Genomic DNA, 25,055 nt, shown 5'->3' with positions numbered 1-25,055 from the left:
CATGCAGGAAACGGTGATTCGCTTTATATTGTAGGGCAGCGTTGCATCCGTGGTGATATCATCGACCCGCCAAACCCGGACGTAGAACCACCCAGCCGGCGCCGCGAGACCACCGCCGAGCGGATTGCCGGTTGCATCCAGGTAATCTACAAAGCTCTCGTCAGGGGAGGTGAAATTCAAATCGCCGCCAGGCGTGAGACCTGCCTCCCCGGTTGAGCAATCCGCAGCCACTAAATACTGCACACAATCGGCGTTGATCGTATCCGACCCGGTAACACATGACCCGGGAGTGTCGTCGCAGCCGTCGCCATATTGAAGGCTCATCAACTGTTCCATCTTGTCCTGCGCGTATTCCGCGGTGCGCGTGGCCAGATGTCCCTGATTTTCCGTGGTCACCATCGCCACCACTCCCAGGCCCATCAATCCGGTGGACACTATAAAGAGCACCGCCAGAGCGATTACCGCTTCGATCAACGTCATGCCCGCCTGCGCGGATCGTTGTCCGGATCCTAGCCGGGATCGTCGAACCGGCCCTGTCTGCTGTTTTTCCATAATCATCAACCTCAGCGTTTTATCCAGCCTTAGCGTTTTATCCAATAGGTCGCGTCGCTAGCGTCGCCGCGCCAAATTCGAGCGATGCCGGTGACGGAAAGCGTCGCTCCCTCCACGGCGTTCCCGTCGGTAACGTAGATGGCCCTTTCGCCGTTGAGAATTCCATCGTCATCCACGGGATACCCGCGCGAATTAAAGACAATGCATGTCGTATTGGCAACGTTGCCACCGCCACCGGGATCATCAGCCGCACCCACCTTGCATATCGGCGGCATCGCTAGAATTGCCTGGGTCGCGCTACCGTCCTCCGGGTTCACGGGAGGGTCGGTCATGGTCCCGAATCCGTAATTCACGCCATCCGAAAGAATCGTCGGCGCGCCAACTACGACGAGGTCCCATACATCTGTGCCTTTGTTCCAGACTTCCGTCTGAAACGATCTGGCAACGGTATTAAATCGGACCCGCGTCCGCGTGAATCGCGCCGCCGCCCGCATCTTGGCCAGCAGGAGATCGCTTTTCATGTTGCGCGCGTCGCCCGCAATGCGGTAGTTGCGCCGCGCGGTAATGTAATTGGGGATCGCAAATCCGAGAATGATGAGCCCGATGGCCACCACGACCATCAGTTCGATCAGGCTGAAACCGGATTGGCGGGGTTTTCTGGACATATTAAACATGGGACTCAACACGGGAAGCTCCTCCTTCGGAGGTATCCCCTTAAGTCTAGTCCTCACTCCCGGCATACTCAAGCAGGAACTGGCTGTGTCGCAGGGACGCTCCAACAGGGTTACTTCCCTGCTAGGCCCGCCTCCGATAGCCATCGCTTGATTGCCTGCGTTCATGCCGTTCATTGCGCTCCTGCCGCCGCGACGGCCCTCTCCAAGGGGACCTATGCACCCAAATTCAACTCCGAGTGTAGCAACGCGCAAGGGGCCTTCACAATAGCCATAAAGTCCTATTTTGCGAGGCATGTAGTACTAGGACCACCCCCAGGTTCCGGGCCTGATGGTGGCGGGGATAGGGCGTTCATCGAATGATTCTGAGAGGCGGAAATCACCCGTAGTGAAAGGCCCGGGCCGGGGTATTGTATACTGGCGGTTACGACTTAATTCGAGCGGCACCCTACTTTAAATTCGAGATGCGCCATTCACGGGAATGGCCTGGGGAATGCCTGGGAAAAGACGGGGGAAGGTAATGAATTACCTATTGGGGATTACTGGAGCAGCATTTGACGGAAAGGCCGTGCGCCCGCCGTCCGGCACCAGCCGGTGCGCGATCATCCTGATGGCGCTATTGATGTTTGCCGCCGCCACTGGCTGGGCCTCTGACATCCAAGGCGTGGTCAAAAACGCGCAGGGCGCCGCCGTGGCCGGAGCCAGGATTAGCGTGTCCGACGGTCAGGGCACGTCCAGGTGGGAAGGGACCACCGCCCCGGACGGCACTTATCGGGCCACAGCGCTCGCGGCCGGCAACTACACCGTGATCGTTACCGGCACGCAAGGCGGCACCCCGCTGCGGCGGCAGATTGTGGTGGCCGAGGGCGGCGAGCCGGTGCAGGCCGACTTTCAATTCGTTGCGGTGGCGGCAGCAGCCTCCGCCTCCATCGCGGCGGAGGAGCGCAATCCCAACATCTTCGTTTACAAAATCGACTTGAACGACTTGCGCAACCGCCTCACCGTGGGCCGCGGCGCCGACGCCACTTACACCCCGCAGTTCAGCTCCGACCAAAACTACTTTGGCGCCGAGTTTGGCGCGCCGCTGTTTCCTTATGAAGTGCTGCGTCCGCGCAACCTGTTGAACGACTGGCGCGTGTCGCTCTACGCGCTGCACCAGAACAGCAAGCTGAACGCGCGCAACTTTTTCAACGTAGGCCCGCTGCTGGCCTCGCGCGCAACGAGCTATTCGGCGACGGCCAACGGCCCGCTGTTCAGCAACAAGACTTCGCTGTTGCTGCAATACGCGAACACGCTGACCTCCGGCGCGGTCAACGGCAACGTGCAGTCGCCGCGCTCGGACCAGCGCACACCCACCACCAGCGATCCGGCCAAGCGCGCTTACATCGCGAGCCTGCTGCGCGCCTATCCGCTGGAGGAGCCCAACCTCGGCGCGACGCGGCTGAACACCAACGCCTCGCGCGACGTGGACGCCAAGGACGCGCTGGCGCGGTTCGACTACAAGCGCAGCGACGCCGACCATCTCGCCGTTCGCTACACCGCCAGCGACTACGTGGAAGTTCCCTTCCAGATCATCGCCGGGCAAAATCCCCAGACCGACGTGCGCACGCAAGGTGGGTATCTAAGCTGGACGCGCGTCTTCTCGCCTGCCACCACGGGCCGCTTCGCGTTCAACTATGACCGCACCGCCGCCTCGCTGCTGCCCACCCGGCGCTTCACGGACCTGTTCACCGCCATCGGCGTGGCCAATGTCCCCGACGTGGATTTCCAGTCCGATGAGTTCACCGACATCGGCCCGCTGCCGCAGTTCCCGCGTGTGCGCGCGCAGAACCGCTTCACCGGCTATGGCGATGTTTCCCGCACCTCGGGCCGCCACACCTTCAAGGCCGGATGGAGCACCACGCGCGTGCGCCTGAACGATCTGCAAAGTGACAACGGGCGCGGCGTGCTGCGCTTCTCCAGCGACTTCGGCCGCACCGAGGTGCAGAATTTCCTGGAGGGCACGCCCAGCACGTACCTGTTCGCGGTGGGCAATTTCTATCGCGGCTTCCGCAACTGGGAGCACTTCGTATACTTCGAGGACTCGATGCGCCTGCGCCCCAACTTCACCCTAACCGCCGGGGTGCGCTACGAGCTGGCCACCGCGCCGGTGGAAGTGAATCATCTCACCGACACGGGGTATGACGGCGACGCCAACAACTTCGCGCCGCGCTTCGGATTCGCCTGGACTCCCGGCGGCGGCAAGACCGTGGTTCGCGGCGGCTATGGCATCTCGCACGCGCAGATCCAGGGCGTCAGCTACGGCATGACCCGCTTCAACTCGCCGCAGGTGCGCGCCTTCACCGTGAACGCTCCCGACCTGTTGAATCCGCTCGGCGGAAATATCCAACAGCGCCCCGAGACCATCTATCGACTCAGCCCCGACCTGATCCCGTCTTATACGCATCACTATTCTTTTGGCCTGGAGCGCGCCGCGCCCGGCGGCCTCACGCTGCGCGCCGGATACGTGGGCACGCGGACATTTCACCTGCTGACGCAGCAGGTGTACAACCGCGCGCGGCCCAGAACGACTATTCCCAACACCACGGCGACGATTCAGCAGCGCCGCCCCGATCAGGGCTTCGCCGACATCATCGTCATCGAGAGCAGCTCGAACGGCTACTACGACGCGCTGATTCTGGGCGCGGACAAGCGCCTCTCGAACGGCCTCGTCTTCCGCGCGCAGTATTCTTACAGCAAGAACATCGACACAGGCGGCGACTTCACCAACACCGCCACCGGCGTCGAGCGACCGCCCGAGACCGGCACGTCCACCTGCGAGCTATGCGATTTCACCAGCGACAAGAAGGGCGTGAGCCTGTTCGACACCACGCAGGCGCTGGTGGTGACTTATAGTTACAATCTGCCGTTCGCCGTCGGCACCCGTGGACTGGTGAAGACGCTGTTCGCCGGCTGGCAGATCAGCGGCGTAACCAACCTGCAATCCGGCACGCCCTACCACATGCACACCGGCGGCGACGGCCCCGGCGTCGGCAACGTGGATGGCTGGGGACAGGACCGCCCCAACATCAAGAACCCGGAGTTGCTGGGGATGAGCTTCGACGATCCCGACACCTCGCAACTGGAGATGGGCGCCATCACCGCCGATGGCCGCCCCGGCTGCGCGCGCGTGGCCGGTGGATTCTCCGGCACTTATCTGGACTGCCTCTACTTCGACACCAACCTCCCCCTCGGCGGACGCGGCAACATCGGCATGAACGTGTTCCGCAAAGACGGCACCCACAACTGGAACCTGGCCATCGGCAAGACCTTCCCGCTGCCCGGCGGCCGCGAGCGCTCCCTCGCCTTCCGCGGCGAGTTCATCAACTTCTTCAACCACGCACAGTTCGACAAAGCCAACGTGCAGATGTCCGGCAACATCTTCGGCCAAATCACCAACACCGCGAATAAGGGGAGGCAGGTGCAGTTCTCGCTGCGGTTGAACTTTTAGTGGTTAGTGTTGGTTTTGATTAGCGGTAGGGAAAGATCAGTTGATGTTTCCTGATTCTGGATACTCATCCTCGTGGGCTACGCTCTTGCGAGGACTCACAAAATAACCCAGATCGGCTTGCATTGCTTCCATAGTTGCTTGCTGCTCGGCTGTCCAAGTAGGTAACCGTAACTGGCACAAATCAAGTGAATAGCCCTGCGGGCTATACTGTTCCGTAGCAATGCCAATCACTTTCGTGGCCGATGGATGCAGCCCTCGGGCAACAAAACAACGATTACCCAATTCAGCTTGCCGGAAATGGCGTTCATAACTGCGGGGAGCGGCAAATAACACATAGACCACGCCCGAGGGCGCTTGAAGCATTCTGGCTATTCCTGTTGTCCGAGATTCTTCCAAAATCTCTGCGAACGCTTTGCCAAGCACTCTTCTTGAAAAGCGATCCTCTTGAGCCATCGTTCTAAGGGCCATCTCTGCATTTGCTGGTGAAGAGCCTGGTTCGAGGTTGTCCGATAAAATATCGTTAGAAAACTTCTGAATCAGTTGATCCCAAACATAGCTGCCCCGATCTGCAACCTTCTTGCTCTGATACTCCGGCTTCTTTTGTACTGCTGGCCAAAGGTCTTCTGAAGTTAGAAGGATATCGCCAGCCTCTGGAAAACGACGCCCATTGTGGACATATAACGCCAAAAGATCCTCTTCCTTGATTTGGACGAATTCTCTTATCTTCCTGCAGAACTCTTCCTTCGCGGTGAGGTACCCAACAAAATCATTTATTGTATCAAGTTCGGTAAGAACTATCCGCAAAGCGACCTCGTCGAGAACATGGACAAAACCCTTCCCAAAATCGCCGAATCCAAGTGGCACCTTATCCTCACTGCCGATAGCGACTGCCACACGGTGAATCATTACATCCGCTGTGGATGGGAATTGCAAACCCGGTGTCCCATCCGACCGAATTACATGAGTTGTTGATCGGATGTGGCGCTCAGCACCATAGAGTTGTTTCACTGACTCCTCAATGGCGTCCCTTTGCCATCTCTCATGAGCTACATCTCGATTTCCACTTGCAGTAAGCCGGACCTCCTTAACGCTGAATATAATCACGTGCGGCTGGCAAACGGCCAGAACATCACAAAGCTCTTTCCCCTTGCTATTTCGAGGATTTGCATAGCTCCACAATGAAAGGAAGGTTTTACGGGAGAGGTCATAGACGAACCTCTCTGCCATGGATTTAGACCATGGCCCATCACCCACTATTTTAGCGCGATTACTGAACATCAGAATGTTAAGCGTGGGGGCAAGAAGAAACTGGGATCTTAGGAAGCGTTGGGGAAGTTTACTTTTTTCTCGAGTTCGGTGACGCGGCGGTCGAGGGTGGCCAGCAGGCCGGTGAGACCGCCCTGCGCGTTCTCCACAATTACCGTGCGTTTCTGGATGGACTCGCCGAAACCATAAAAGGCCGTGAGCAGCCTCGTTTCGGTGTCGTGGATCGCCTCATTCATCGCGGCGATCATCTCGTCGCGTTGCACGATCAATTCGGCTTTTAGATCGGCTTTGGTCACGTAGCCGTTATTGTTTTCCGCCATCGTCTTCACCTTTGCTGAAATTGTAGCACAATTGAGCAAAACGCCCGCTGCTCTCGCCACCCGTCGAACGATGCTGTAGCCCGTTCCGAGCCGCGACAGCTATGGAGCGTCCACAATGTTCGCCGCCATGTTCGCCGCCAAGTAGTTGCCCGGCATGTGAGGAACGTACAAGGGAAGGTGCGGGACGCAAACATTGGTGTACACGATCACCGTGTAACGCTTGCCGCCCTTGGGTGGACGCGGCATTACTGGCGCGGCTCGGATACGCCATCCCGGAAATCGCCTTAGTGAGTGAGCGAGTACATCAGGTAGTTCACGCCGAAGCGCAGCGCGGCGGTGCCCGGCGGCAGGGGGTATTGCGGCTGGTCGATCCACTCCCAGTAGTCGCCGAAATCGTTGTTGGCGTTGCCCACCATCAGCAGGCGACCGCGCCGGTCGTAGTAGCCGTAGAAGCCGGGCTGGCCGGGCTGCTCGTAGGGTGGATCGATGTTGATGTCGTTGATCTCGTAGAAGGTGCGAAACATCGGATGACCGTCGGTGATCTTGGTGAACTCGCGCTCTGGATAGACCTTCTGCATTTCGTTGGCGAACCAGTCCAGGCTAGGATTGTCGAAGTCGTCGAGTACCACGAAGCCGCCGCGGTCGAGATACTCGCGCAGGTTGGCGGTTTCTTTTTCAGTAAGCGTCATTTCGCCGACTTCGCTGAAATACGCGAACGGGTAGCGGAACAATTCCTCGCTGTCGAGATCGACGATGACGTGCGACTCCTTACGCACGTTCATGCCGGTAACCTCGCTGGCGATCTGCAGGATGTGCTCCTCCGAGCTGGGATAGTCATGCGACCAGCCCGGCGTGCGGTGGTCATACTGCGGCCCGCGTCCCGGCCCGTTGCTGGTGAAGCGCACGCGCGCGAAGACAAACTCGGTGTCGGTGGGCGGCTGGCGCTTCGATTCGAGATCAGCCATCAGCCGGTCATAGCCGCGCACGAAGGACTGGGAATAGAGGTAGCTTCCGGTCGCCAGTGCCAGCACCATCAGCAGCGCGAATCGGCTCGATAATCGTCGCAATCGTTTTTCCGGCAACAATGGAAAAGGGCCTCCGAGGAGTGGTCTCTTGAATCTACCGCCCTCTGGAGGCCCTGTCAAATCACGGCAGGATTAATTGGTGCGCGCTTACGGGGATCACGTTGCGGATCACGTCGTAGATCATGCCGGCCAGCGGCTCCATAGTGATCACATTGCCGCCGATGACCACGCGACGATATCCGGTGGGGATGGGCGAAAGCTGGCGCTCCAGCTCGTAGGGGAGCGGATGCAGTTTCTTCTCAAGGCCCGGCGGGAGCTTCCCGTTCTTCTGCAACTGCTTCTGCAGACCAGGAGGCAGCGTGTCGCGCTTGGCCAGTCCCGGCGGCAGGGTGCCGCGGTTCACGCGGAACCAATCAGTAACCAGGGTCACCTCGCGGGCGGTAAAAACCGGCTGGCTGGCCGGGAGAACTTCCCTGACCTTGTCGCCCAGCGAAGTATCTGTAACCCTAACGGCGGGCTTCGCCTTGCCTCCGCCCTGACTGCCGCTATTGCCCTGCGGCATGGCCTGCGCATCGCCCAAGCCCATGGAAACCGAGAAGATAACCCCAGCAACAACCACCATTACAAGCTGCTCAATCATAGAACCTCCTCGCCCTCGTCGTGCCCGATCCATCGGGTATCTTGCAATCCGTCGGCCACACGAGCAAATGGATGATGGCAGCCACGCCCTCCCATACCCTCAATGTTTCAGCTTGGAATATGAAGAGCGTCTGCGCTGAGCGGCGAGAATCTTCAGACTGCGCAGCGGCGTCCCTTGCAGGCCATGGCTCAGAAGCCGGCTGATCTGGTGATGCAACATCGCTAGTACGAAAGTCTGACACACAATCGCCACGGCGCGCGTCCCCGACGGTTCATTGACACCTCTTTGGTCGCCTCTTAACGTGAAAGATGACGGGCAAGTAATCTCCCCCCAGAGATATTCAATGCTGGTCTGTTCGGAGGAGAGAACACATGATGAGAACGAAACAGTCCTACCAGAATTTGCGCAGATCATTTGCCGTGATCGTGGGCTTACTACTACTGCGGGCGCTGCCGATGACGGTGCACGCGCAAACTTTTGCGTTGACTGGAAGCCTGAAGGTGGCCCGGGACAGTCACACTGCCACGCTGCTGCCCAATGGCAAAGTGCTGGTCGCGGGCGGCGAGGATTCCAATCAAGCCCCCATCGCCAGCGCCGAATTATACGATCCGGCCACGGGGACTTTTTCAAATACGGGCAGCTTGGCCAATGCTCGGTACCTGCATACTGCCACCCTGCTGCCGAACGGAAATGTGCTTGTCCTTGGTGGATTCAACGCTGACGGTGCGATGGCATCGGCCTAGCTTTACAGTCCCGCAACCGGGTTGTTCTCGTCTGCGGGAGTCATGATCTCACCCCGGGCCATGCACACCGCGACGGCATTGCTAAACGGAAAAGTCTTAATCGCCGTCGGCTTTGGATGGGAAGGGCCAGTCAATACAGCGGAGATTTACGACCCTGTCTCCGGGGCATTCATCTTGACGGCGGGAGATCTCACCGCCGAGCGTTACAACCAGACTGCGACTCTACTGCCCAACGGGAAGGTTCTGGTTGCTGGCGGAAGCAGTCCATCCGGACCACTTGCTTCCGCGGAGACTTTCGACCCTGCAACCGGCACTTTTTCCGCCACCGCCCCAATGGGTTTTGCCCGTTACAACCATTCGGCGAGCCTGGTGGGCGACAAGGTATTGGTAGCCGGTGGCTTTAACGACATCGCCGTGCTGTCTTCCGCCGAATTATTTAATCCCGTAACCGGCAGCTTTTCACCCACGGGTCCACTTACCCATGCGCGCATCAGCCATACCGCCGCGATCGTAAGCGGCAAGTCGATCATTTTTGGTGGCCTCGGGCCGCTTCCGCTTGTTCAGGCGGAAATTTTCGACTCCGCGAGCAATAGTTTTGGCCTCACCGGTAGCATGCTGACTGCGCGTTATCTCACCACGGCCACGACATTACTGAACGGAAAGGTTCTGGTTGCCGGCGGGTACAATGCCGGGCCTCTGGCCAGCGCGGAACTGTATAATCCGGCCTCCCTCCCGCCAGCAGTGCCCACAATCACATTCACAGTCAACAGTCCGCAGATCAATCAAGGGCAGAGCGCCACACTGTCTTGGGATTCCACTAACGCGACCACCGTCACCATCAACGGTGCTGCTGTGCCGGTGGACGGGACATTGGTTGTCACTCCGTCGGCGACCACCACCTACAACCTCACGGCGACGGGTCCGGGCGGCTCCGCGCAAGCCAGTGTCACCGTTACGGTGATCATCCCGCCGCCGGTTCCCACCGTTACCTTTACCGCCAATAATTTGCAGATCAATCAGGGACAATCCGCGTCGCTCACCTGGGATTCCACCAACGCGGTCACCGTTACCATCAACGGCGCTTCCATGCCGGTGGACGGCACCATGATCGTCTCCCCTGTAGCGACCACCACCTACCTCCTCCACGCTGCCGGGCAGGGTGGCTCGGTGCAGGCCAGCCTGGCCGTCGCCGTGATTCTGGCCGTGGTGATTGACGTCAAACCGGGCGACTCCGTCAATACTATCAACTCCAAGAGCAAGGGGAAAATTCCCGTGGCCATCCTTTCGAGCGCTTCGTTTGATGCCTCGACGAAAGTGAACGTTTCCACACTGACCTTCGGGCACTCAGGCAACGAAGCGAGTCTTGCTTTCTGCGCTATTCAGCAGGTCAACGCTGACGGGCTGATGGACCTGCTGTGCCACTTCGATACGGAGACAGCGGCGTTCCTGGCCACCGACACCGTGGCGATTCTGAAAGGCAAAACCACGGCGGGCGTGGCGTTCCAGTCCACTGACTCGGTGCGCATCGTGAAATAGGATCGTGCTGGGATTCAAAATGATGGGCCGCTGGCGCTTCCGGTGATGAGGAATCCCCGGAACACCCGCCCGCGGCCCGTTTCTCGTTACAGGTCGTTGTCGGTGAGGCGGCGGCCTTCGCCTTGCTCTTCCAACCAGTGGTAGAGGTGTACCTGATAGAGATATGACGCGGTGATCTCCGCTCCCAGCTCGTGCGTCTCGCTGCAGATAAACGGCACGCCCGCGCCGGTGAGCGTGGCGATCAGCGATTGCGTGATGCGATTGGGATCAATCGAAACGCCGCCGTAGCGCGACTTCACTTCGGTGAACGACGCCGTTACCACCAGCAGGCGATGCGGGTAGTCAGCCATCTTGCGCAGCCTCGCCACGAACACCGCGCGGTTCGTGGTGAATGACTGGATCAGGTCGGGCAGGTCCTTGCGCTCGACCGTAACGTAATCTTCCAGGCCCGCGATGGAGTAGTCGCCCACCTTCAGCGCCTTCTTCTTCACCCCCGCAAACCATCCGCGAAAGCGCGAAAACTTGAACGGCATCTGCTCACGCGTATCCACGATGATCGTCGCCTTGGGCGCAATGAACTGCGTCCCGCCGCGCTCGGCCACCACCGGCAGCGCCGGCGGCGCAACCGGCACAGGCTTCTCCACCCAATAAAGCGGCGGCTCAATCAATGTCCGTCGTCGTGGCATAAGTTTTGGGTTTCCCGATTCCCGAATCGCGATTCTCGACCCGGTCCGCTTGCTTACGCGCGCGGCTCTGTGGGGTTTGCGGTAAGTTACGACCGCCAGCGGAGGATGGGCTTGCGGGCGGCCTGCACTTCGTCCATGCGGCCGACGCGGGTGGTGTGCGGGGCGTTGAGCACAGTCTCAGGTTCGGTCTCGGCTTCGCGGGCGATGCATTGCAGCGCGTCGATCAGCAGGTCAAGTTCCTGCTTGCTCTCGCTCTCCGTCGGCTCGATCATCAGCGCGCCGGGGACGATCAGGGGGAAGCTGACCGTGTAAGGGTGGAAGCCGTAGTCGATCAGGCGCTTGGCGATGTCGCCGGTGCGCACGCCGTTTTTCAACTGGCGCTTGTCGCTGAAGACGCACTCGTGCAGCGTGGGCGCGGGATAAGGCAGCTCGTAATAATCCTCGAGGCCCTTGCGGACGTAGCGCGAGTTGAGCACGGCGTCGTCGGTAACTTGCCGCAGGCCGTCCGAGCCGTTCGCGAGGATGAACGCCAGCGCGCGCACCAGCATCCCGTAGTTGCCGTAAAACGCGCGGACGCGGCCCACGGTCTTCGGCTGATCGAAGTCGAGCGCGAGCGTGCCGTCGGAGTTTTCGCGCACGCGCGGGATGGGCAGGAACGGTTCAAGATGCTTCTTCACAGCCACCGGACCCGCGCCCGGCCCGCCGCCGCCGTGGGGCGTCGAGAAAGTTTTGTGCAGGTTCAAGTGCAGCACGTCGATGCCGAAGTCGCCGGGGCGGCTGACGCCGAGCAGCGCGTTCAGGTTCGCGCCGTCCATGTAGATCAGCCCGCCACGCGAATGCACGATCTCGGCAATCTCCACAATCTGGTCGTCGAAGACGCCGAGCGTATTGGGGTTGGTCAGCATCAGCGCGGCCACATCCTCGTTCATCATCCTGTCGAGGACCGCGAGATCCACTGTGCCGCGCGCGTTCGACGGCAGGTTCTGCGTCTGATAGCCGACCTGATAGGCTGAGGCCGGGTTGGTCCCGTGCGCGGAGTCGGGCACCAGAACCTTGCGGCGCGGATTGCCCTTTGACTCCAGATACGCGCGGACCAGCAGCAGGCCGGTCATCTCGCCATGCGCGCCGGCGGCGGGTTGCAGCGTGATGGCGTCCATGCCCACGATTTCGAGCAGCGCGTCGGCGAGGTGCTTCATGATGCGCAGCGCGCCCTGCGAAAGATTCTCCGGCTGATAGGGATGCGCGTTGCCGATGCCTTCCAGGCGCGCCACCACTTCGTTGATCTTCGGGTTGTACTTCATGGTGCAGGAGCCGAGCAGATACGCGCCTAGATCAACGCCGTAATTCCAAGTCGACAGGCGCGTGAAGTGGCGCACCACTTCCATCTCGCTGACCTCGGGGAAGCCTGCAATTTCGTCGCGCACCAGTTGCGCGCCCAGCGCGGCGGCGGGATCAAGCGCGGGCACATCGAGCGGCGGCATCTCCACGCCGGCCTTGCCCGGCGAGCTGCCCTCGAAGATCAGCCCCTCGTTCTGCGTGAGGTGGCGCTTCGCTTTTTTAATGTCTTGATTGCTCATAATGCTTTCAGCGTCATTCTTTCAACATTGTCATTCCGAACGCAGCGAGGAATCTGCTTTCCCTCGTTCAATAACAAACAGCAGATTCCTCGCTGCGCTCGGAATGACAACCAAACCACATCAATGCCTAACTAGCCCGCCAGCGTCTCCACCAGTTGATCGATCTTCTCGCGTGTGGGCGTCTCGGTGAAGCACAACAACTGATCGCCGGCCAGCTCCGGGTAGTAACGTCCCAGATCGAATCCGCCGATGATCTTCTGCGCGGCGAGGCGGTCGTTTACATTCAAGGCGCCGGGCCGCGACGGCAAGCCGGTAACCACCATCTCGTTGAAGAACGGGCCGGTGAAGCGCACGCGCGCGCCGGCTTTGCGGAAGCGCTCGGCGGCGTAGCCGGCCTTGGATAGATTTTGCAGCGCCAGATCGCGCAGCCCCTGCTTGCCGTGCAGAGACAGGAAAATAGTTGCCATCAGCGCGCAGAGCGCCTGGTTGGTGCATATGTTCGATGTCGCCTTCTCGCGGCGGATGTGCTGTTCGCGGGTGGCCAGCGTCAGGCAAAAACCGCGCTCGCCGCTCGAGTCCACGGTCTGGCCCACCAACCGCCCCGGCATGTTGCGGACAAACTTTTCGCGCGTGGCGATGAAGCCCACGAACGGTCCGCCGTAGCTGGGCGCGACGCCGAAGCTCTGTCCCTCGCCCGCCACGATGTCGGCCTCGGCGGGCGGACGCACGATGCCCAGCGAGAGCGGCTCGGCGATCATCACCACTTGCAGCGCGCCGGCGTCATGCGCGAGCGGCGCGATGGCGGCGACTTCCTCGACCACGCCGAAAAAGTTGGGAGACTGCACAATTACCGTCGCAACATCGCTGCCCAATTTTGCAGCAATCGACTTTGCGTCCACCTGGCCGGATGGCGTGTAGCCGATCTCATCAATCTGAATACCCTGATGCTGGAGATAAGTGGCCAGCACCTGCCGGTACTCAGGATGCACGGAACGCGCCACCAGCACGCGTTTGCGGTTAGTCAGGCGAATGGCCATCATGGCGGCTTCGGGCAGAGCGGTCGAGCCGTCATAGAGCGAGGCGTTCGAGACATCCATGCCGGTAAGCTGGCAGATGAGCGTCTGAAATTCGAAGATGGCCTGTAGCGTTCCCTGGCTGATCTCCGGCTGATAGGGCGTGTAGGCGGTGAAGAACTCGCTGCGCGAAATCAGCGCGTCCACCACGGCGGGACGGAAATGGTCGTAGACGCCCGCGCCGAGGAAGCTGGTGAACTCGCGGGCATTTTCGGTGGCGCGCTCGCGGAAGTAGCGCAGGACTTCCACTTCCGACTTGCCGGTGTCCATCGCCAGCGGCCGCTTCAGTCGCGCCGACGCCGGGATGCCCGCGAACAATTCCTCAACGGATGCAACGCCGATGGAGGCGAGCATTTCCTGCCGTTCGGAGGGCGATTTGGGGAGATATCTCATCGTTAATTTCTATTCAACAACGTTGTCATCCTGAGCGCAGCGAAGGACCTGCTTTGAGATTTCATCGAAGGAAAAAGCAGGTCCTTCGCTGCGCTCAGGATGACAACTGAAAGAGGTTGGAATTTATTCCAACGCTAGGAGCCTTCCCGCTTTAGCAATTCCTGATACTGCTCGACGGTCATCAACTCAGACGGCACGCCGCCCGCAGCGAGAGCAACTTTAATCATCCAACCCTTAACGTGCGGGTCCTGATTAACGATCTCCGGATGATCGGCGAGCGTCGCGTTCACTTCCGTAACTTCGCCCGTTACCGGCGAGAAAATTTCCGAGACCGCCTTCACCGACTCGACCGAACCACAGGGCTTCCCTGCCTCGACCGCAGTGCCCACGCGCGGCAGGTCCACGAACACGATGTCGCCGAGCGCGTGTTGGGCGTGGTCGGTGATGCCCACTGTGGCGGCTGTTGGGCCAGGTGCATCGACCCACTCGTGCTCGGTGGAATAGCGAAACTGCGCGGGATAGTTGGACTGACTCATAAATTTGGTGCCTGCCTTTATTCGTTCAACACTAATTTTTCGAACGCTTGTAGAACGGAGTGGGCACGACTTCCGCCGCAACCATCTGCCCGCGAATCTCAATCGAGATACGCTCTCCGGGCTTGGCGTTGGCCGACGGCACTCGCGCCAGGCCGATGTTCTGCTTTAGAAATGGGGCGTGCGATCCGCTGGTTACTTTGCCGATCTTCTGGCCGTCTTTCCAGACGGGCGCATCGTCGCGGGCAATGCCGCGGTCGATCATGCGAAAGCCAACCAACTGTTGCGCGACGCCCTTGGCCTTCTGCTCCTGCAATACTTCGCGGCCGAGAAACTCACCTTTGTCGAGCTTGGTGATCCAGCCAAGATTCGATTCGAGCGGGGTGGTGGCCTCATCCATGTCGTGCCCATAGAGCAGCATGGCTGATTCGAGCCGCAGCGTATTGCGGCAACCAAGGCCCGCGGGCAGCAGACCTTCATGCTTGCCAGCCTCAAGCAATCCGTTCCAGATTCGCTCCGACTCCGCTACGGGAATATAAAGTTCAAAGCCATCTTCGCCGGTGTAGCCGGTGCGGGCGATGCGCGCGGGCACGCCCATCACCTCGCCGGACGTGAACCAGTAATAGCGAATCGCGGCGAGGTCCGTCTTGGTGAATGGCTGGAGGATCGCCAGCGCGCGCGGGCCTTGCAGCGCGATCTGCGCAGTCTCGTCACTCCGGTTGGTGATGCGCGCACCGTGCTGATTGTTCACCCTGATCCACGCCAGGTCCTGCGCACGGCGCGCCGCGTTGATGCAGAGAAAATAATGCCGGTCGGAAATTTTGTGGATGAGAATGTCGTCCACGATGCCAGCGCGCGCATTCAGCAGCGCGGTGTAGTGCGCCTGTCCAAGCTGGAGTTTGGCGACATCGTTGCAGGTGATGGATTGCAGCAGCGCGAAGGCGGAGCCGGCCTGCGGCCCGTCTTCAATATCGACGCGGCCCATGTGGCTGACGTCGAATAAGCCCGCCTTGGTGCGCACAGCCATGTGCTCGGCGATGATGCCGCTGTACTCCACCGGCATGTCCCAACCGCCAAACGGCACCATCTTCGCACCCATGCGTCGATGCGTGGCATTGAGCGCGGTCTTGAGCAACTCGGTGGTCATGGAATCCGTCACTGAACTCTCCGGCGGGAAGTGGAAAGACAATGATCGTAATATATCGCGCAAAACTCCGTCAAGAAGCAGCACATCGCAGTAAAATGTGTTTCGTAATTATTGGGAGGCGATTATGGCTTTTGATCCTGTATTGGCCGATCTGGTTCGCGTGGCGATTGGGGAGCACACTCAGGTGGTCGAAATGAAAATGTTTGGCGGCATCGCCTTCATGCTCGGAGGACATATGTGCTGCGGGATCGTGAAGGACCGGTTGATGCTGCGCGTCTCGCCCCATGAATATGATGCGATGCTGGAACGCCCCGGCGTGAATCCGATGGAGTTCACCGGTCGGCCCATGCGCGGATTCGTATTTGTGGACGCCGCCGAAACCGCCACGGTGTCAACCGTGCGCAAGTGGCTCAAGCCGTCCATCGCCTTCGCCAGCTCGCTGCCTGCCAAGGCGAACAAGCCCAAGAAGACAAAGACGGCCCGCAAAAAATAAGTCCGGCGGCGCTTCCGGGTCATGTTGCGGAGGCAAGTTGCGGGGGCAAGTTGCCGGGTCAGGAAGTTGTAGTGTAGTCTGCCTATTAGCCTCTTATCAATTGTTCGCCAGAAGGACTCTTCCCATGTCAACTGACACCGCGCCGCTGCGGCGACTGCTCGGCAATACCGGCATAAACTGCCATTCGCTGGGCTTCGGATGTTATCGCGTGATTGATGGCAACTCGGCGCACGAGCAGGCGCTGCGCGCGTACCTCGACCGCGGCGGCAACCTCATCGACACCAGCGCCAACTATGGCGACGGCCTCGCCGAGACAATGGTGGAAAAAGTTTTGCAGGATTACCCGGATCACGGGACGATTCTGGTTACCAAGGGTGGATACATTCAGGGTCAGAACATGGCGCTGGCCATGAAGCAGACGTTTCCCGAGGTGGTCGAGTACGGCGAGGGCATCTGGCACTGCATTCATCCAGAATTTTTGGAAACGCAACTGCGGCGCAGCATGCAACGTCTGCGGCGCAATTATCTGGAAGTGTATCTGCTGCACAACCCGGAATATTATCTGGAAGATCAATCGCACAAGGGCGCGGTGGACGACAATCATCGCAAGGAATTTTATCGCCGCGTGCGCGAGGCCTTCGCGTTTCTGGAGAGCAAGGTCGCGGCGGGCGAGCTGGGCTGGTACGGCATCAGCTCGAATAATTTTGGACACCCGGAGAGCCAGCCGACGGCCACCAGCATCGCGCGCTGCTGGGCAGCGGCGGAGTCGGTCTCGCCGAATCATCACTTCCGCGTGGTGCAACTTCCGCTGAACGTCTTCGAAAGCGGCGGCGCGCTGGAATTGAACAATGAAACCAAGACGGCGCTGGACTATTGCCGCGAACGCGGCATCGGCGTGCTGGCCAACCGTCCGCTGAACGCCTTCCAGCGCAACAGCATGGTGCGCCTCGCCGACTTCATGCGTCCCGGCGAAGCCGCCCCGGCGCGCGAGCAGATCGCCTCCATCGTCGAACCCGTGAGCAAGATGGAGAAAGAGTTGCACGAGCAGTTTGAAGTTCCACTGTTCAGCGGACTGGAGGGCGGCATCGCCGAATACATGTCCAAGATGCTGCCGCAGATTCAGTCGCCGGCCCACTGGGAACAGGTCTACTACATGCGCCTGATCCAGCCCATCGAGCGCTGGGCGATGGAGTGCCAGCAACTCTACGGCGAGCATAACGAGTGGAAGCAGTGGTGGGCGCGCTTCGTCGAGATGATCCCGGCGGTCTTCGAGGAGGCCGCGCGCTACGTCTCGAAATCACAGCAGAAAATTTCCGACCATGTGCGCGAGCGGCTGCTGCAGGCCGGGTACCCCCCTAGCCCTCCAAACGACAAATCGACGCTGAGCCAGATGGCACTGAACACGCTGTTGAATCTGGACGGCCTCTCCTGCGCGCTGGTGGGCATGCGCCGCCGCGAATACGTGGACGACTGCTTCGGCGCGCTGGCGCTGCCGCGCTTCGACGCCCTCACCGTGCTGGGCCGCTTCGCGCTGATGCAGGCGCAGACGCAATCTGGGACTGTGCAATAGGAAAGGCCCGCGCCAAGAAAATCGCTTGACGCGGCTACCAAAACGGACGCGCGCCGCCGGGGTGCAAACCATCGGCCAATTGTGATTTAATTTGAAGATGTGGGACCTCCGCAGGGTCTCGCAATGCAATTCGGTGGGCAGTGCAACTAAAGTGGTTTAAGACAGGTGAGGTTCTATGACCATTCGCAATATTACGGTGATCGGGTCCGGGCTGATGGGCCGGGGGATCGCGCAGGTGGCCGCGCAGGGCGGCTACAAAACCATCATGGTGGATATCTCCGAGGCCATCCTGGCCAAGGCCATGGACAACATTCGCGCCGAGACGGAGAAGGGCGTGTCGCTCGGCAAACTATCCGCCGAAGTCCGCGAGAAGACGCTGGCGAATCTCTCCACGGGGACGGACATCGAGAAGGCCGGCGCCGCCGCCGATGTGGTCATCGAGGCCGTGCCCGAGGATTTGAAGATCAAGTACGACACCTTCACGCGGCTCGACAAAGCCTGCCCGGCGCACACGCTGTTCGCCTCCAACACCTCCTCGCTCAGCATCACCGAGATGGCCGCCATGACCAAGCGCGCGCCGAACTTCCTCGGCATGCACTTCTTCAATCCCGTACACAAGATGAAGCTGCTCGAGATCGTCAAGGGTCTGGAGACTTCCGACGAGGCTGTGCAGATCGCCACCGAAGTCGGGGTGCAGATGGGCAAAGAAGTGGTGGTCATCAAGGAATCGCCCGGCATGATCACTAGCCGCATCAACGCGATTATCGGCAACGAAGCGTTTCACATGCTGGAGGCGGGCGTGGCCTCGGCGGCCGATATCGACAAAGCCATCAAGCTGGGGCTGAATCATCCCATGGGTCCGTTCGAGATGATTGATCTGGTGGGCCTCGATACGCGCGCGCACATTCTCGACTACCTGTACAAAACGCTAGGCGACAAGTTCCGTCCCGCTCCGCTGTTCCTGCAATACGTGAAGGCGGGGCGGCTGGGGCGCAAAGTGGGGCGCGGTGTTTACGATTATCCGTCTGAGAAGAAGTAACAGCTTTAACCGGAGTCCGGGATTTAAGCAAGGCATCGCGAGTAATGCGAGGGGTGACTCAAGTGGCCTGGAAGAATATACGTCTGGAACAAGATGGGCAGTTATGGACCCTCACCGTGGATCGCCCGGAAGCACGCAACGCGCTGGACACTTTGACCGTGCAGGAGATTCATCAGGCGCTCGACACGCTGGACCCGAACCAGACGGGCGTGCTGATCCTGACTGGAGCGGGCGATAAGGCCTATGTTTCCGGCGCGGACATCGCCGCGCTGCGGGCGCGCAAGAAGAAAGAAGCGTTGGAATCGATTAACGGCGCGCTCTTCACCCGCATCGAGAATTTCCCCTGGGTGGTGATTGCGGCGGTAAATGGCTTTGCGCTGGGCGGCGGCTGCGAATTCGCTCTTTGCGCCGACATCCGCGTAGCCAGCGAGAATGCCAGATTTGGACTGCCGGAAGCGAGCCTCGGCATTATTCCCGCAGGCGGCGGGACGCAGCGCCTGCCACGGCTGGTTGGTTTGTCGCACGCGAAGGCTTGGGTGCTCACCGGCGATATCTACGACGCGCAGGAAGCGTATCGTATTGGATTGGTCAGCAAGGTGGTGCCGCTTCCGCAGTTGATGGACACGGCGCGCGAAGTGGCCAAGAAAATTCTTGCGCGTGCGCCGCTGGCCGTGCGTCTCGCCAAAATCGCGCTGAATCAATCCGCGCGCATGCCGATGGATTCTGGACTCTTGTTGGAATCAGTGGCACAGGCAATTCTGTTCGAGTCGAAAGACAAGTACGAAGGCATGACGGCGTTTCTCGAAAAGCGCAAGCCGACCTACACCGGCGAGTAACGGAGCCTATGACCGGCCTACAGCGAGTCGAACATGAGCTGGCAAAATATGATCATCCGCTGTTCCGTCTGGGGTGTCGTGACAAGAATGGCTCGGTGGAAGTAACCATCGACTGCACCAAGGATGACTTGGGGCTGCACACATATCTCTTCGAGATGCATCCGCGCGATCTGGATCATCCGCAGTTTGAGTGGACCTTTCAGCGGCAGCTTTACAATTGCATGCACGATTACATGATGGAGATGTTCGTCCGCACGCCGCAGGACATTCACGGTTAGGCACGGTTAGAACAGAGCCGCGACCGGAAGGGAGCGGTTACTGGATTGCATGGCGGACTTCATCGTGACCGCTCCCTTCCAGTCGCGGCTCTGTTCGGATTAATTTCAGCCCGAACGCCTCCCACCTTCTCATGACTACTGAGCTACCACTGCTTCCAATACTGCGCGACGAGATACGCGCGGCGGGCGGCGCCATCACTTTTGCGCGCTTCATGGAGCTGTGCCTCTACCACCCTCAGCTCGGCTACTACAACTCAGAGCGCGTGAAGCTAGGCAGGCAGGGCGACTTTTACACCAACATGCACATGGGTCCGGTCTTCGCGCGCATTCTGGCGCGGCACTTCGAGTCGGTGTGGGATGCGCTCGGTAAGCCGGTGAGATTCGATCTCGTCGAACTCGGTCCCGGCGACGGGCAGTTCGCGCGCGAATTGCTACCGTGGATCGCGCGGCGCTTCCCAGACTTTGCATCCGCGTTGCACTACCTCGCGGTGGAACAGAGTTCTCGGCTGCGCGAATCGTTGCAGCAATCTCTAGAAACTACGGGCGCGCGGTTTCGCGTGGAACCAAACCTACCTGAAGTCGCGGCGGTCACGGGCTGTATCTTCACGCATGAATTCTTCGACGCGCTGCCGGTTCACATTCTGGTTTGGCGGAATGGCCGATGGATGGAACGGTGCGTTGGCTTAAACGGTGATGCGCCTGCCTGGTGCGAGCGCGAACCTTCCGCACCGGAGCTTGCGCGAGAAGCAGAAAAACGGTTTGATCCGGAGATCCCGCTTAACGGGCGCGTGGATGGTTGGCAGGCGGAAGTTTCTCCGGCATCGGGTGCTTGGGTGGGGCGTCTCGAACGCGCGCTGGTTCGCGGCGAGATGCTGGTGGTGGATTACGGTTACACACTCGATGAGTGGCGGTTGGGACGCTTCCGCGAGGGCAGCGCGATGGGCTACCGCGAACATCGCGCGGTGGTGGATTTGCTGGGCAGTCCCGGCGATCAAGACCTGACCGCGCACGTCAACTTCGATCTGTTCCTGGAAACTTTAGCGAAGAAGGCCGATGGCAGGAACGCTGCGGAGGTGTGCCTGCGCACGCAGTCCAGATTCCTGATGGCAGTGGGCGAGTCCGATCAGTTCGCCGACGTACTCTCCGATTGCGCGGATGACAAAGAGCGTCAGCAACGCGCGCGGCAACTGAAGTCCCTGATTCTGCCGGAAGGCATGGGCAGCACGTTCCAAGTGCTTCAGTTGCGCAAGCGTATGTAAACCATACCCGGCAACCCGACAGTTAAGGGTAAAACCTTATTCAGTTGTCATTTCGAGCGCAGCGAGGAATCTGATTTATTTTCTATATCGCAAACAGCAAAGCAGATTCCTCGCTATGCTCGGAATGACAACCAAAATGGCTTTCAGCGAAAGCTATGGCACGGTCAGCGGAGAATTTGGCGACTGGTTGGTCTGCAAGTCAAACGTATTCAGCAGGAATGCGGTGGCTGAATAGTGCGCCATCAGCGACACCATCTCGACCATCACTTTCGCGCCAAACTGGGTTTTCATTGCAGCGAACGTTTTCGAGCTTACCCGGTTGGGCGAGCGCAGCATCTCGCGCGCCAGCGCGATGATGGCATGTTCCTTCTCGCCCAGTCCCTTCACCGAACCCACCGCGGGCAGCGGCTTGCGAAACTTCACAATGTCGATGATCTCTTGCTCGACGCCGGCCTTCTGCGCGGCGGTCTCGTGCGCGGCCCACTCGTAAGGGCTATTGGCCTCGCGCGCCGCATTGCAGATGGCCAGCTCGGCCAGGCGCAGGTTGGGAATCCTGCGCAGATACTGATTGACTATATTCAGATGCTCGGCCACCAGCGGTGAATACATGCGAATGCCGCTCGGCCCTGTAACCGGCTTGTCCGGCTCATTGGGCGTATCGGTGGTCTTGTCAAAAACCATTTTTCCGTGGTCATCCAGATCGGCGCGCTTCACCACTGGCAAGCGCATCCGCGAGACTGGATCAATATCGGAAGGCAGTTCCGACGAGTTTCCCGCTGCGCCGGCGTTGCGCTGCGCGGCGGCATATTGCGCCGCGAAGATCAGCGCGCACGAGAAAAAGAACAATGCTGCGAACGAACCAACCTTGGCCCCGTAATTTCCTGACATGCGATTCATGAGTTCCTCCACAAAATTTCGCAATATTGTGTTTCAATCAGAGCCCCTCCCTGGCGGTTGGGGCTCTGATTACTTTACGGGCAACAGATGGTCCTGGTCGAGCGGCAATTGCATATCGAACGCGGTCAGTAGCAATGATGTCGAGGCGTAACTGCCCATCAGCGCGGTCAGGTCCACCAAGCCTTTTTTGCCGAATGACTTTAGCGCGCTGGCAAATGTAACCGGAGAGACCTTGCGCTTGCCCATCAGCTCGCGTCCAAACTGAATGATGATGGTCTCCTGCTCGCCGAGTCCGGCAACCGGCTTGGCGAACTTCACGATGTCGATCGCCGTGGGGCTGAGGCCGACGCGGCGGCCTTCGATCTCGTGCTGGGTCCACTCGAACTGGCTCTCCATCTCCTTCGCCGTAACCAGAATGGCCAACTCGGTGAGTTTGGGATCGAGGCCCGTCTCGCGGCGAACATAATTATTGACACCACTCATGGCCTCTGAAAGCTTGCCGCTGTAGAGACGAATTCCAGTGGGACCTTGCAGGCCGGCGAGGGTCTGGCGCGCGCCGGACATGGTGGCATCGTAGACGCGTTGGCCGGCTTCGTCCAACTCTTCGCGCTTGGGCAGCGGCAGGCGGAAGCGGGAATCCGGATAGACATCAGGAGGCAACTGCCGCTTGGCCGGCCCCTGACGGGAAGAATCTTGAGCGTTTACATGATTGCCAGATGTCAAAATCAGCAGCACGGCAGATCCAACCAAGGCCACCAGCAACGCCATTCGTTTGGTTATCGACATAATCAATCCATGCCTTTCTTCTACTATGCGTTTGTACGCAAATCGAAGGTTCGATTCGCGTCAGATTATACCATTGGCGAGTTGGAGACAATCAGAATTGCTGGAAGCGAAATAGGTCCGCACCCTACCGGTCGCGGCTCTGTTAAACGGCTTACGCGCCGCCTTCGGCTGGCGCACTGACGCGCTCGTAAGGTGTTTTGAGGTATTGGTTGGCGAGGTCGAGTGCGCCTTGGGTGTTGTCCTTGGTGCGGATGGCCTGCTGATACTCATTGACGGCGCGGTCGCGTTGGCCGGTGATGTCGAATATCCTGCCGAGATTGAGGTGGCTCCAGACCTCGGTCCATTCCGGGGCGAGGTCGCCATTCAGCGCGGCGCGGAAGGCGTTAGCGGCGGACTGGTAATTGCGCAGTTGATAAAACACCTCGCCCACGCGATACTGCGCGAGCGAACTGAGCTTGTTGACGTCGAGCGCCTTCTGATACTCCTCAAGCGCCTGCGGATATTCGCGCTGCTGCACGGCCTGCTCGCCGCGCGCGATGGCCACACGAACGCGAATCTCATTGTTATACTTCAGCACGCGGTTGTTGGGATCAACCACAATATTGACAGGCCGCACCGCGCTGGTGATGGAAAATTCGGAAGACTTCCCGGTTACTTGAACACGCTGCGTTACCGGATCATTGGCCGTCTGAATGGTGATCTCGACGGGCATCGAGAACAGGTCCTGATCCTGGCTGACGGTGCCGGCGATGCGGTAACCCTCCTTGAGGCGGTAGATGGTGTAGTCGAGCGTGAAGTCGCTCGCTCCGGTGGAGGAGAACCACTGCATGAAGAATCCTTCAAGCTTCTGGCCGCTCACTTCTTCCATCACGTTTTTAAAGGCGTCGGTGGAGACAGATTCAAATGCGTAGGCCTGCGTGAGTTTCTGTAGACCCGCGAAAAAGTTCTCGTCGCCCACCACCCAGCGCAGCATGTGCATCACGTAGCCAGGTTTGTCATAGAGCAGCGACTTATAGGCAGGCGAGTATTCCTGCAGGCGTCCGGCGGAGCGAACCGGGATGGTGTCATGCGTCAGCGCCTCGATGGACATCTCGTGAATGCGGTCCTCCAGGGCCTGCTTGCCACCAAGGCTTTCGAGATAGAGCGCTTCTGAATAAGTGGCCAGGCCGTGATCGAGCCACAGATCGGCGCGCGTGGCCGGGCTGACCAGTCCGCGCCACCACTGCTGAGAAACTTCCTGCGCAAGCAGGCGCAGATTCAATTCCGTGCCAATAGCCCGCGTGGAGAGGAAGATCACTTCCGGCGCGGCATACCCCCCGAGCGAAGCGTCTCCGATTTCGACAATCGAAATGTCAGCCACCGGCGGCGGACCGAACTTTGCGCTGAAGTAGCTGACCATCTTGGCGGCGGTCTCGCCGTAGTTCAGCGCGTACGCCTGCTTCTCGGGGGAGAAGTAAACTTTGGCGCGAATGCCGCTGGCGCTGGCCGTCTGTGGCTGATTCGGTTGCTGGCGAACCACTCCAATGCTGCCGGCAAATGTCGGCTTATCAAATACAAATGCGAACTGCTGACTGCCCTGCGCAACAGCGCCCGGTGCACCGGGCCGACCGCCGGAGATCACCTGATACTCCACCGGGACGGTAACACGCAGATCGGCGGTATATCGATTCGTGGTGTAACCCATCACGGGGAACCAGCGCGCAGGATAGAGAAGGTACGATGTGTCCTCGCCAATATAGGCAAGCTGCACGCCATCCACCGGAGAATTCTCGGCATCCAGCAACGCGCCTTCATACTCGATGGTGAGAGTGGTGGTTTGATCCTTGTTGAGCGCACGCGGCAGCGTTACCTCCAGCTTCAGGCCATCGCCGACGCGACGGCTGGAGAGGTCCTTGCCCTGGTCATCGAGTATCCGCTTGGGAAAGAGATTGCCGTTCAGCTCGAAGATTACACGATTGCTGCTCTGCCGCGCGATGATGCGTATCTGAGCCTTGGCGACAATTTCGTGTGTGGCGGGTTTCAGCTCGGCGTCGATGAGGTAATGCTGAACCTCCACTGGTTCCTGCTGCGCCACCAGATCGTCCGAGTAGTCCTCGGCCAGCATGGCTCCAGATTGCGTATCCGGATCCTCACGATACTGGGCATGCCCGTGAACCACGAACATCGGCGAGCACAACAGGAGCAGCCCTAAAAGCAATCGTCCCGGCATAAATCCCCCACTCATATTTGCCATTTAATATACTGG

The 25,055-nt window shown here is 59.6% G+C and carries 23 protein-coding genes; 9 read left to right on the top strand and 14 right to left on the bottom strand.

What is annotated here, in order from left to right:
* Together EXQ56_04575 and EXQ56_04570 are read right to left on the bottom strand one after the other, a co-directional pair.
* Positions 1 to 597 (bottom strand): hypothetical protein (locus EXQ56_04575; protein MSO19727.1); only part of this gene is annotated, 597 nt, incomplete at its 3' end.
* Positions 582 to 1,520 (bottom strand): prepilin-type N-terminal cleavage/methylation domain-containing protein, encoded by a 939-nt coding sequence (locus tag EXQ56_04570; protein ID MSO19726.1) that lies wholly within the window; start codon positions 1,518 to 1,520, stop codon positions 582 to 584. The genes EXQ56_04570 and EXQ56_04575, both read right to left, overlap by 16 nt.
* Positions 1,521 to 1,704: 184 nt before the next feature.
* Here EXQ56_04570 and EXQ56_04565 point away from each other — a divergent pair, with 184 nt between their 5' ends.
* Positions 1,705 to 4,713: a hypothetical protein gene (locus tag EXQ56_04565; protein MSO19725.1), complete on the top strand. Its 3,009-nt coding sequence runs from the start codon at positions 1,705 to 1,707 to the stop codon at positions 4,711 to 4,713.
* A gap of 36 nt (positions 4,714 to 4,749) precedes the next feature.
* Here the strand turns inward: EXQ56_04565 and EXQ56_04560 are convergent, their stop codons facing one another.
* The 4 genes from EXQ56_04560 to EXQ56_04545 all read right to left on the bottom strand — a co-directional run bounded on the left by EXQ56_04560 (position 4,750) and on the right by EXQ56_04545 (position 7,964).
* On the bottom strand, positions 4,750 to 5,721 hold the full coding sequence (locus EXQ56_04560; GenBank protein ID MSO19724.1) for a hypothetical protein: 972 nt from the start codon (positions 5,719 to 5,721) through the stop codon (positions 4,750 to 4,752).
* A 308-nt stretch (positions 5,722 to 6,029) separates the two neighbouring features.
* Positions 6,030 to 6,299, bottom strand: coding sequence for a hypothetical protein (locus tag EXQ56_04555; GenBank protein ID MSO19723.1), 270 nt, complete (start codon positions 6,297 to 6,299; stop codon positions 6,030 to 6,032).
* Positions 6,300 to 6,583: 284 nt separating this feature from the next.
* Entirely contained in the window at positions 6,584 to 7,366 is a 783-nt protein-coding gene (locus tag EXQ56_04550; GenBank protein ID MSO19722.1) for a DUF4159 domain-containing protein, read from the bottom strand.
* Between the two features lie 79 nt (positions 7,367 to 7,445).
* Positions 7,446 to 7,964, bottom strand: a complete 519-nt coding sequence (locus tag EXQ56_04545) for a hypothetical protein (GenBank protein MSO19721.1) — start codon at positions 7,962 to 7,964, stop codon at positions 7,446 to 7,448.
* 371 nt (positions 7,965 to 8,335) lie between these two features.
* On the opposite strand from EXQ56_04545, the gene EXQ56_04540 reads away from it, so the two are divergent.
* Together EXQ56_04540 and EXQ56_04535 are read left to right on the top strand one after the other, a co-directional pair.
* On the top strand, positions 8,336 to 8,707 hold the full coding sequence (locus EXQ56_04540; GenBank protein MSO19720.1) for a hypothetical protein: 372 nt from the start codon (positions 8,336 to 8,338) through the stop codon (positions 8,705 to 8,707).
* 42 nt (positions 8,708 to 8,749) lie between these two features.
* Positions 8,750 to 10,243, top strand: coding sequence for a hypothetical protein (locus EXQ56_04535; GenBank protein ID MSO19719.1), 1,494 nt, complete (start codon positions 8,750 to 8,752; stop codon positions 10,241 to 10,243).
* Positions 10,244 to 10,329: 86 nt separating this feature from the next.
* Here the strand turns inward: EXQ56_04535 and EXQ56_04530 are convergent, their stop codons facing one another.
* From EXQ56_04530 to gcvT, 5 genes are all read right to left on the bottom strand, one after another.
* A complete protein-coding gene (locus tag EXQ56_04530; GenBank protein MSO19718.1) occupies positions 10,330 to 10,929 on the bottom strand; it encodes a hypothetical protein in 600 nt (199 codons plus the stop codon).
* 86 nt (positions 10,930 to 11,015) lie between these two features.
* Complete coding sequence (locus EXQ56_04525; protein MSO19717.1) at positions 11,016 to 12,506, bottom strand: glycine dehydrogenase subunit 2; 1,491 nt, start codon at positions 12,504 to 12,506, stop codon at positions 11,016 to 11,018.
* Between the two features lie 131 nt (positions 12,507 to 12,637).
* The gene (locus EXQ56_04520; GenBank protein ID MSO19716.1) at positions 12,638 to 13,972 is read right to left on the bottom strand and encodes an aminomethyl-transferring glycine dehydrogenase subunit GcvPA; all 1,335 of its coding nucleotides are present in this window, start codon (positions 13,970 to 13,972) and stop codon (positions 12,638 to 12,640) included.
* 134 nt (positions 13,973 to 14,106) lie between these two features.
* A complete protein-coding gene (gcvH, locus tag EXQ56_04515; GenBank protein MSO19715.1) occupies positions 14,107 to 14,508 on the bottom strand; it encodes a glycine cleavage system protein GcvH in 402 nt (133 codons plus the stop codon).
* Between the two features lie 31 nt (positions 14,509 to 14,539).
* On the bottom strand, positions 14,540 to 15,652 hold the full coding sequence (gene gcvT, locus EXQ56_04510) for a glycine cleavage system aminomethyltransferase GcvT (GenBank protein MSO19714.1): 1,113 nt from the start codon (positions 15,650 to 15,652) through the stop codon (positions 14,540 to 14,542).
* A 124-nt stretch (positions 15,653 to 15,776) separates the two neighbouring features.
* Between gcvT and EXQ56_04505 the strand changes: the two genes are divergently transcribed.
* From EXQ56_04505 to EXQ56_04480, 6 genes are all read left to right on the top strand, one after another.
* Positions 15,777 to 16,145, top strand: a complete 369-nt coding sequence (locus EXQ56_04505; GenBank protein ID MSO19713.1) for a TfoX family protein — start codon at positions 15,777 to 15,779, stop codon at positions 16,143 to 16,145.
* Between the two features lie 124 nt (positions 16,146 to 16,269).
* On the top strand, positions 16,270 to 17,715 hold the full coding sequence (locus EXQ56_04500; protein ID MSO19712.1) for an aldo/keto reductase: 1,446 nt from the start codon (positions 16,270 to 16,272) through the stop codon (positions 17,713 to 17,715).
* Between the two features lie 175 nt (positions 17,716 to 17,890).
* Positions 17,891 to 18,754 (top strand): 3-hydroxyacyl-CoA dehydrogenase, encoded by an 864-nt coding sequence (locus EXQ56_04495; protein MSO19711.1) that lies wholly within the window; start codon positions 17,891 to 17,893, stop codon positions 18,752 to 18,754.
* Positions 18,755 to 18,798: 44 nt separating this feature from the next.
* Positions 18,799 to 19,590, top strand: a complete 792-nt coding sequence (locus EXQ56_04490; GenBank protein ID MSO19710.1) for a hypothetical protein — start codon at positions 18,799 to 18,801, stop codon at positions 19,588 to 19,590.
* An 8-nt stretch (positions 19,591 to 19,598) separates the two neighbouring features.
* Complete coding sequence (locus EXQ56_04485; protein ID MSO19709.1) at positions 19,599 to 19,868, top strand: hypothetical protein; 270 nt, start codon at positions 19,599 to 19,601, stop codon at positions 19,866 to 19,868.
* A 131-nt stretch (positions 19,869 to 19,999) separates the two neighbouring features.
* Entirely contained in the window at positions 20,000 to 21,127 is a 1,128-nt protein-coding gene (locus tag EXQ56_04480) for a hypothetical protein (GenBank protein ID MSO19708.1), read from the top strand.
* Positions 21,128 to 21,280: 153 nt separating this feature from the next.
* Here the strand turns inward: EXQ56_04480 and EXQ56_04475 are convergent, their stop codons facing one another.
* The 3 genes from EXQ56_04475 to EXQ56_04465 all read right to left on the bottom strand — a co-directional run bounded on the left by EXQ56_04475 (position 21,281) and on the right by EXQ56_04465 (position 25,043).
* Positions 21,281 to 22,024, bottom strand: coding sequence for a hypothetical protein (locus EXQ56_04475; protein MSO19707.1), 744 nt, complete (start codon positions 22,022 to 22,024; stop codon positions 21,281 to 21,283).
* Between the two features lie 69 nt (positions 22,025 to 22,093).
* Positions 22,094 to 22,810: a hypothetical protein gene (locus EXQ56_04470; GenBank protein ID MSO19706.1), complete on the bottom strand. Its 717-nt coding sequence runs from the start codon at positions 22,808 to 22,810 to the stop codon at positions 22,094 to 22,096.
* Positions 22,811 to 22,961: 151 nt separating this feature from the next.
* Complete coding sequence (locus tag EXQ56_04465; GenBank protein MSO19705.1) at positions 22,962 to 25,043, bottom strand: tetratricopeptide repeat protein; 2,082 nt, start codon at positions 25,041 to 25,043, stop codon at positions 22,962 to 22,964.
* Positions 25,044 to 25,055: the final 12 nt, after the last annotated feature.

The sequence above is a fragment of the Acidobacteriota bacterium genome (assembly GCA_009691245.1).
In the GTDB taxonomy this organism is placed as follows: Bacteria; Acidobacteriota; Terriglobia; order 2-12-FULL-54-10; family 2-12-FULL-54-10; genus SHUM01.
Note: the sequence above shows the minus strand (reverse complement) of the source record. Positions and strands in the feature narration are given on the sequence as shown.

Coding starts and splice junctions, on each gene's coding strand:
- EXQ56_04570 (MSO19726.1), bottom strand. CDS start 1,520: ATGCCTCGCAAAATAGGACTTTATGGCTATTGTGAAGGCCCCTTGCGC.
- EXQ56_04565 (MSO19725.1), top strand. CDS start 1,705: ATGGCCTGGGGAATGCCTGGGAAAAGACGGGGGAAGGTAATGAATTAC.
- EXQ56_04555 (MSO19723.1), bottom strand. CDS start 6,299: ATGGCGGAAAACAATAACGGCTACGTGACCAAAGCCGATCTAAAAGCC.
- EXQ56_04545 (MSO19721.1), bottom strand. CDS start 7,964: ATGATTGAGCAGCTTGTAATGGTGGTTGTTGCTGGGGTTATCTTCTCG.
- EXQ56_04540 (MSO19720.1), top strand. CDS start 8,336: ATGATGAGAACGAAACAGTCCTACCAGAATTTGCGCAGATCATTTGCC.
- EXQ56_04535 (MSO19719.1), top strand. CDS start 8,750: ATGATCTCACCCCGGGCCATGCACACCGCGACGGCATTGCTAAACGGA.
- EXQ56_04530 (MSO19718.1), bottom strand. CDS start 10,929: ATGCCACGACGACGGACATTGATTGAGCCGCCGCTTTATTGGGTGGAG.
- EXQ56_04525 (MSO19717.1), bottom strand. CDS start 12,506: ATGAGCAATCAAGACATTAAAAAAGCGAAGCGCCACCTCACGCAGAAC.
- EXQ56_04520 (MSO19716.1), bottom strand. CDS start 13,972: ATGAGATATCTCCCCAAATCGCCCTCCGAACGGCAGGAAATGCTCGCC.
- gcvH (MSO19715.1), bottom strand. CDS start 14,508: ATGAGTCAGTCCAACTATCCCGCGCAGTTTCGCTATTCCACCGAGCAC.
- gcvT (MSO19714.1), bottom strand. CDS start 15,652: ATGACCACCGAGTTGCTCAAGACCGCGCTCAATGCCACGCATCGACGC.
- EXQ56_04505 (MSO19713.1), top strand. CDS start 15,777: ATGGCTTTTGATCCTGTATTGGCCGATCTGGTTCGCGTGGCGATTGGG.
- EXQ56_04500 (MSO19712.1), top strand. CDS start 16,270: ATGTCAACTGACACCGCGCCGCTGCGGCGACTGCTCGGCAATACCGGC.
- EXQ56_04495 (MSO19711.1), top strand. CDS start 17,891: ATGACCATTCGCAATATTACGGTGATCGGGTCCGGGCTGATGGGCCGG.
- EXQ56_04490 (MSO19710.1), top strand. CDS start 18,799: ATGCGAGGGGTGACTCAAGTGGCCTGGAAGAATATACGTCTGGAACAA.
- EXQ56_04485 (MSO19709.1), top strand. CDS start 19,599: ATGACCGGCCTACAGCGAGTCGAACATGAGCTGGCAAAATATGATCAT.
- EXQ56_04480 (MSO19708.1), top strand. CDS start 20,000: ATGACTACTGAGCTACCACTGCTTCCAATACTGCGCGACGAGATACGC.
- EXQ56_04475 (MSO19707.1), bottom strand. CDS start 22,024: ATGAATCGCATGTCAGGAAATTACGGGGCCAAGGTTGGTTCGTTCGCA.
- EXQ56_04470 (MSO19706.1), bottom strand. CDS start 22,810: ATGTCGATAACCAAACGAATGGCGTTGCTGGTGGCCTTGGTTGGATCT.
- EXQ56_04465 (MSO19705.1), bottom strand. CDS start 25,043: ATGGCAAATATGAGTGGGGGATTTATGCCGGGACGATTGCTTTTAGGG.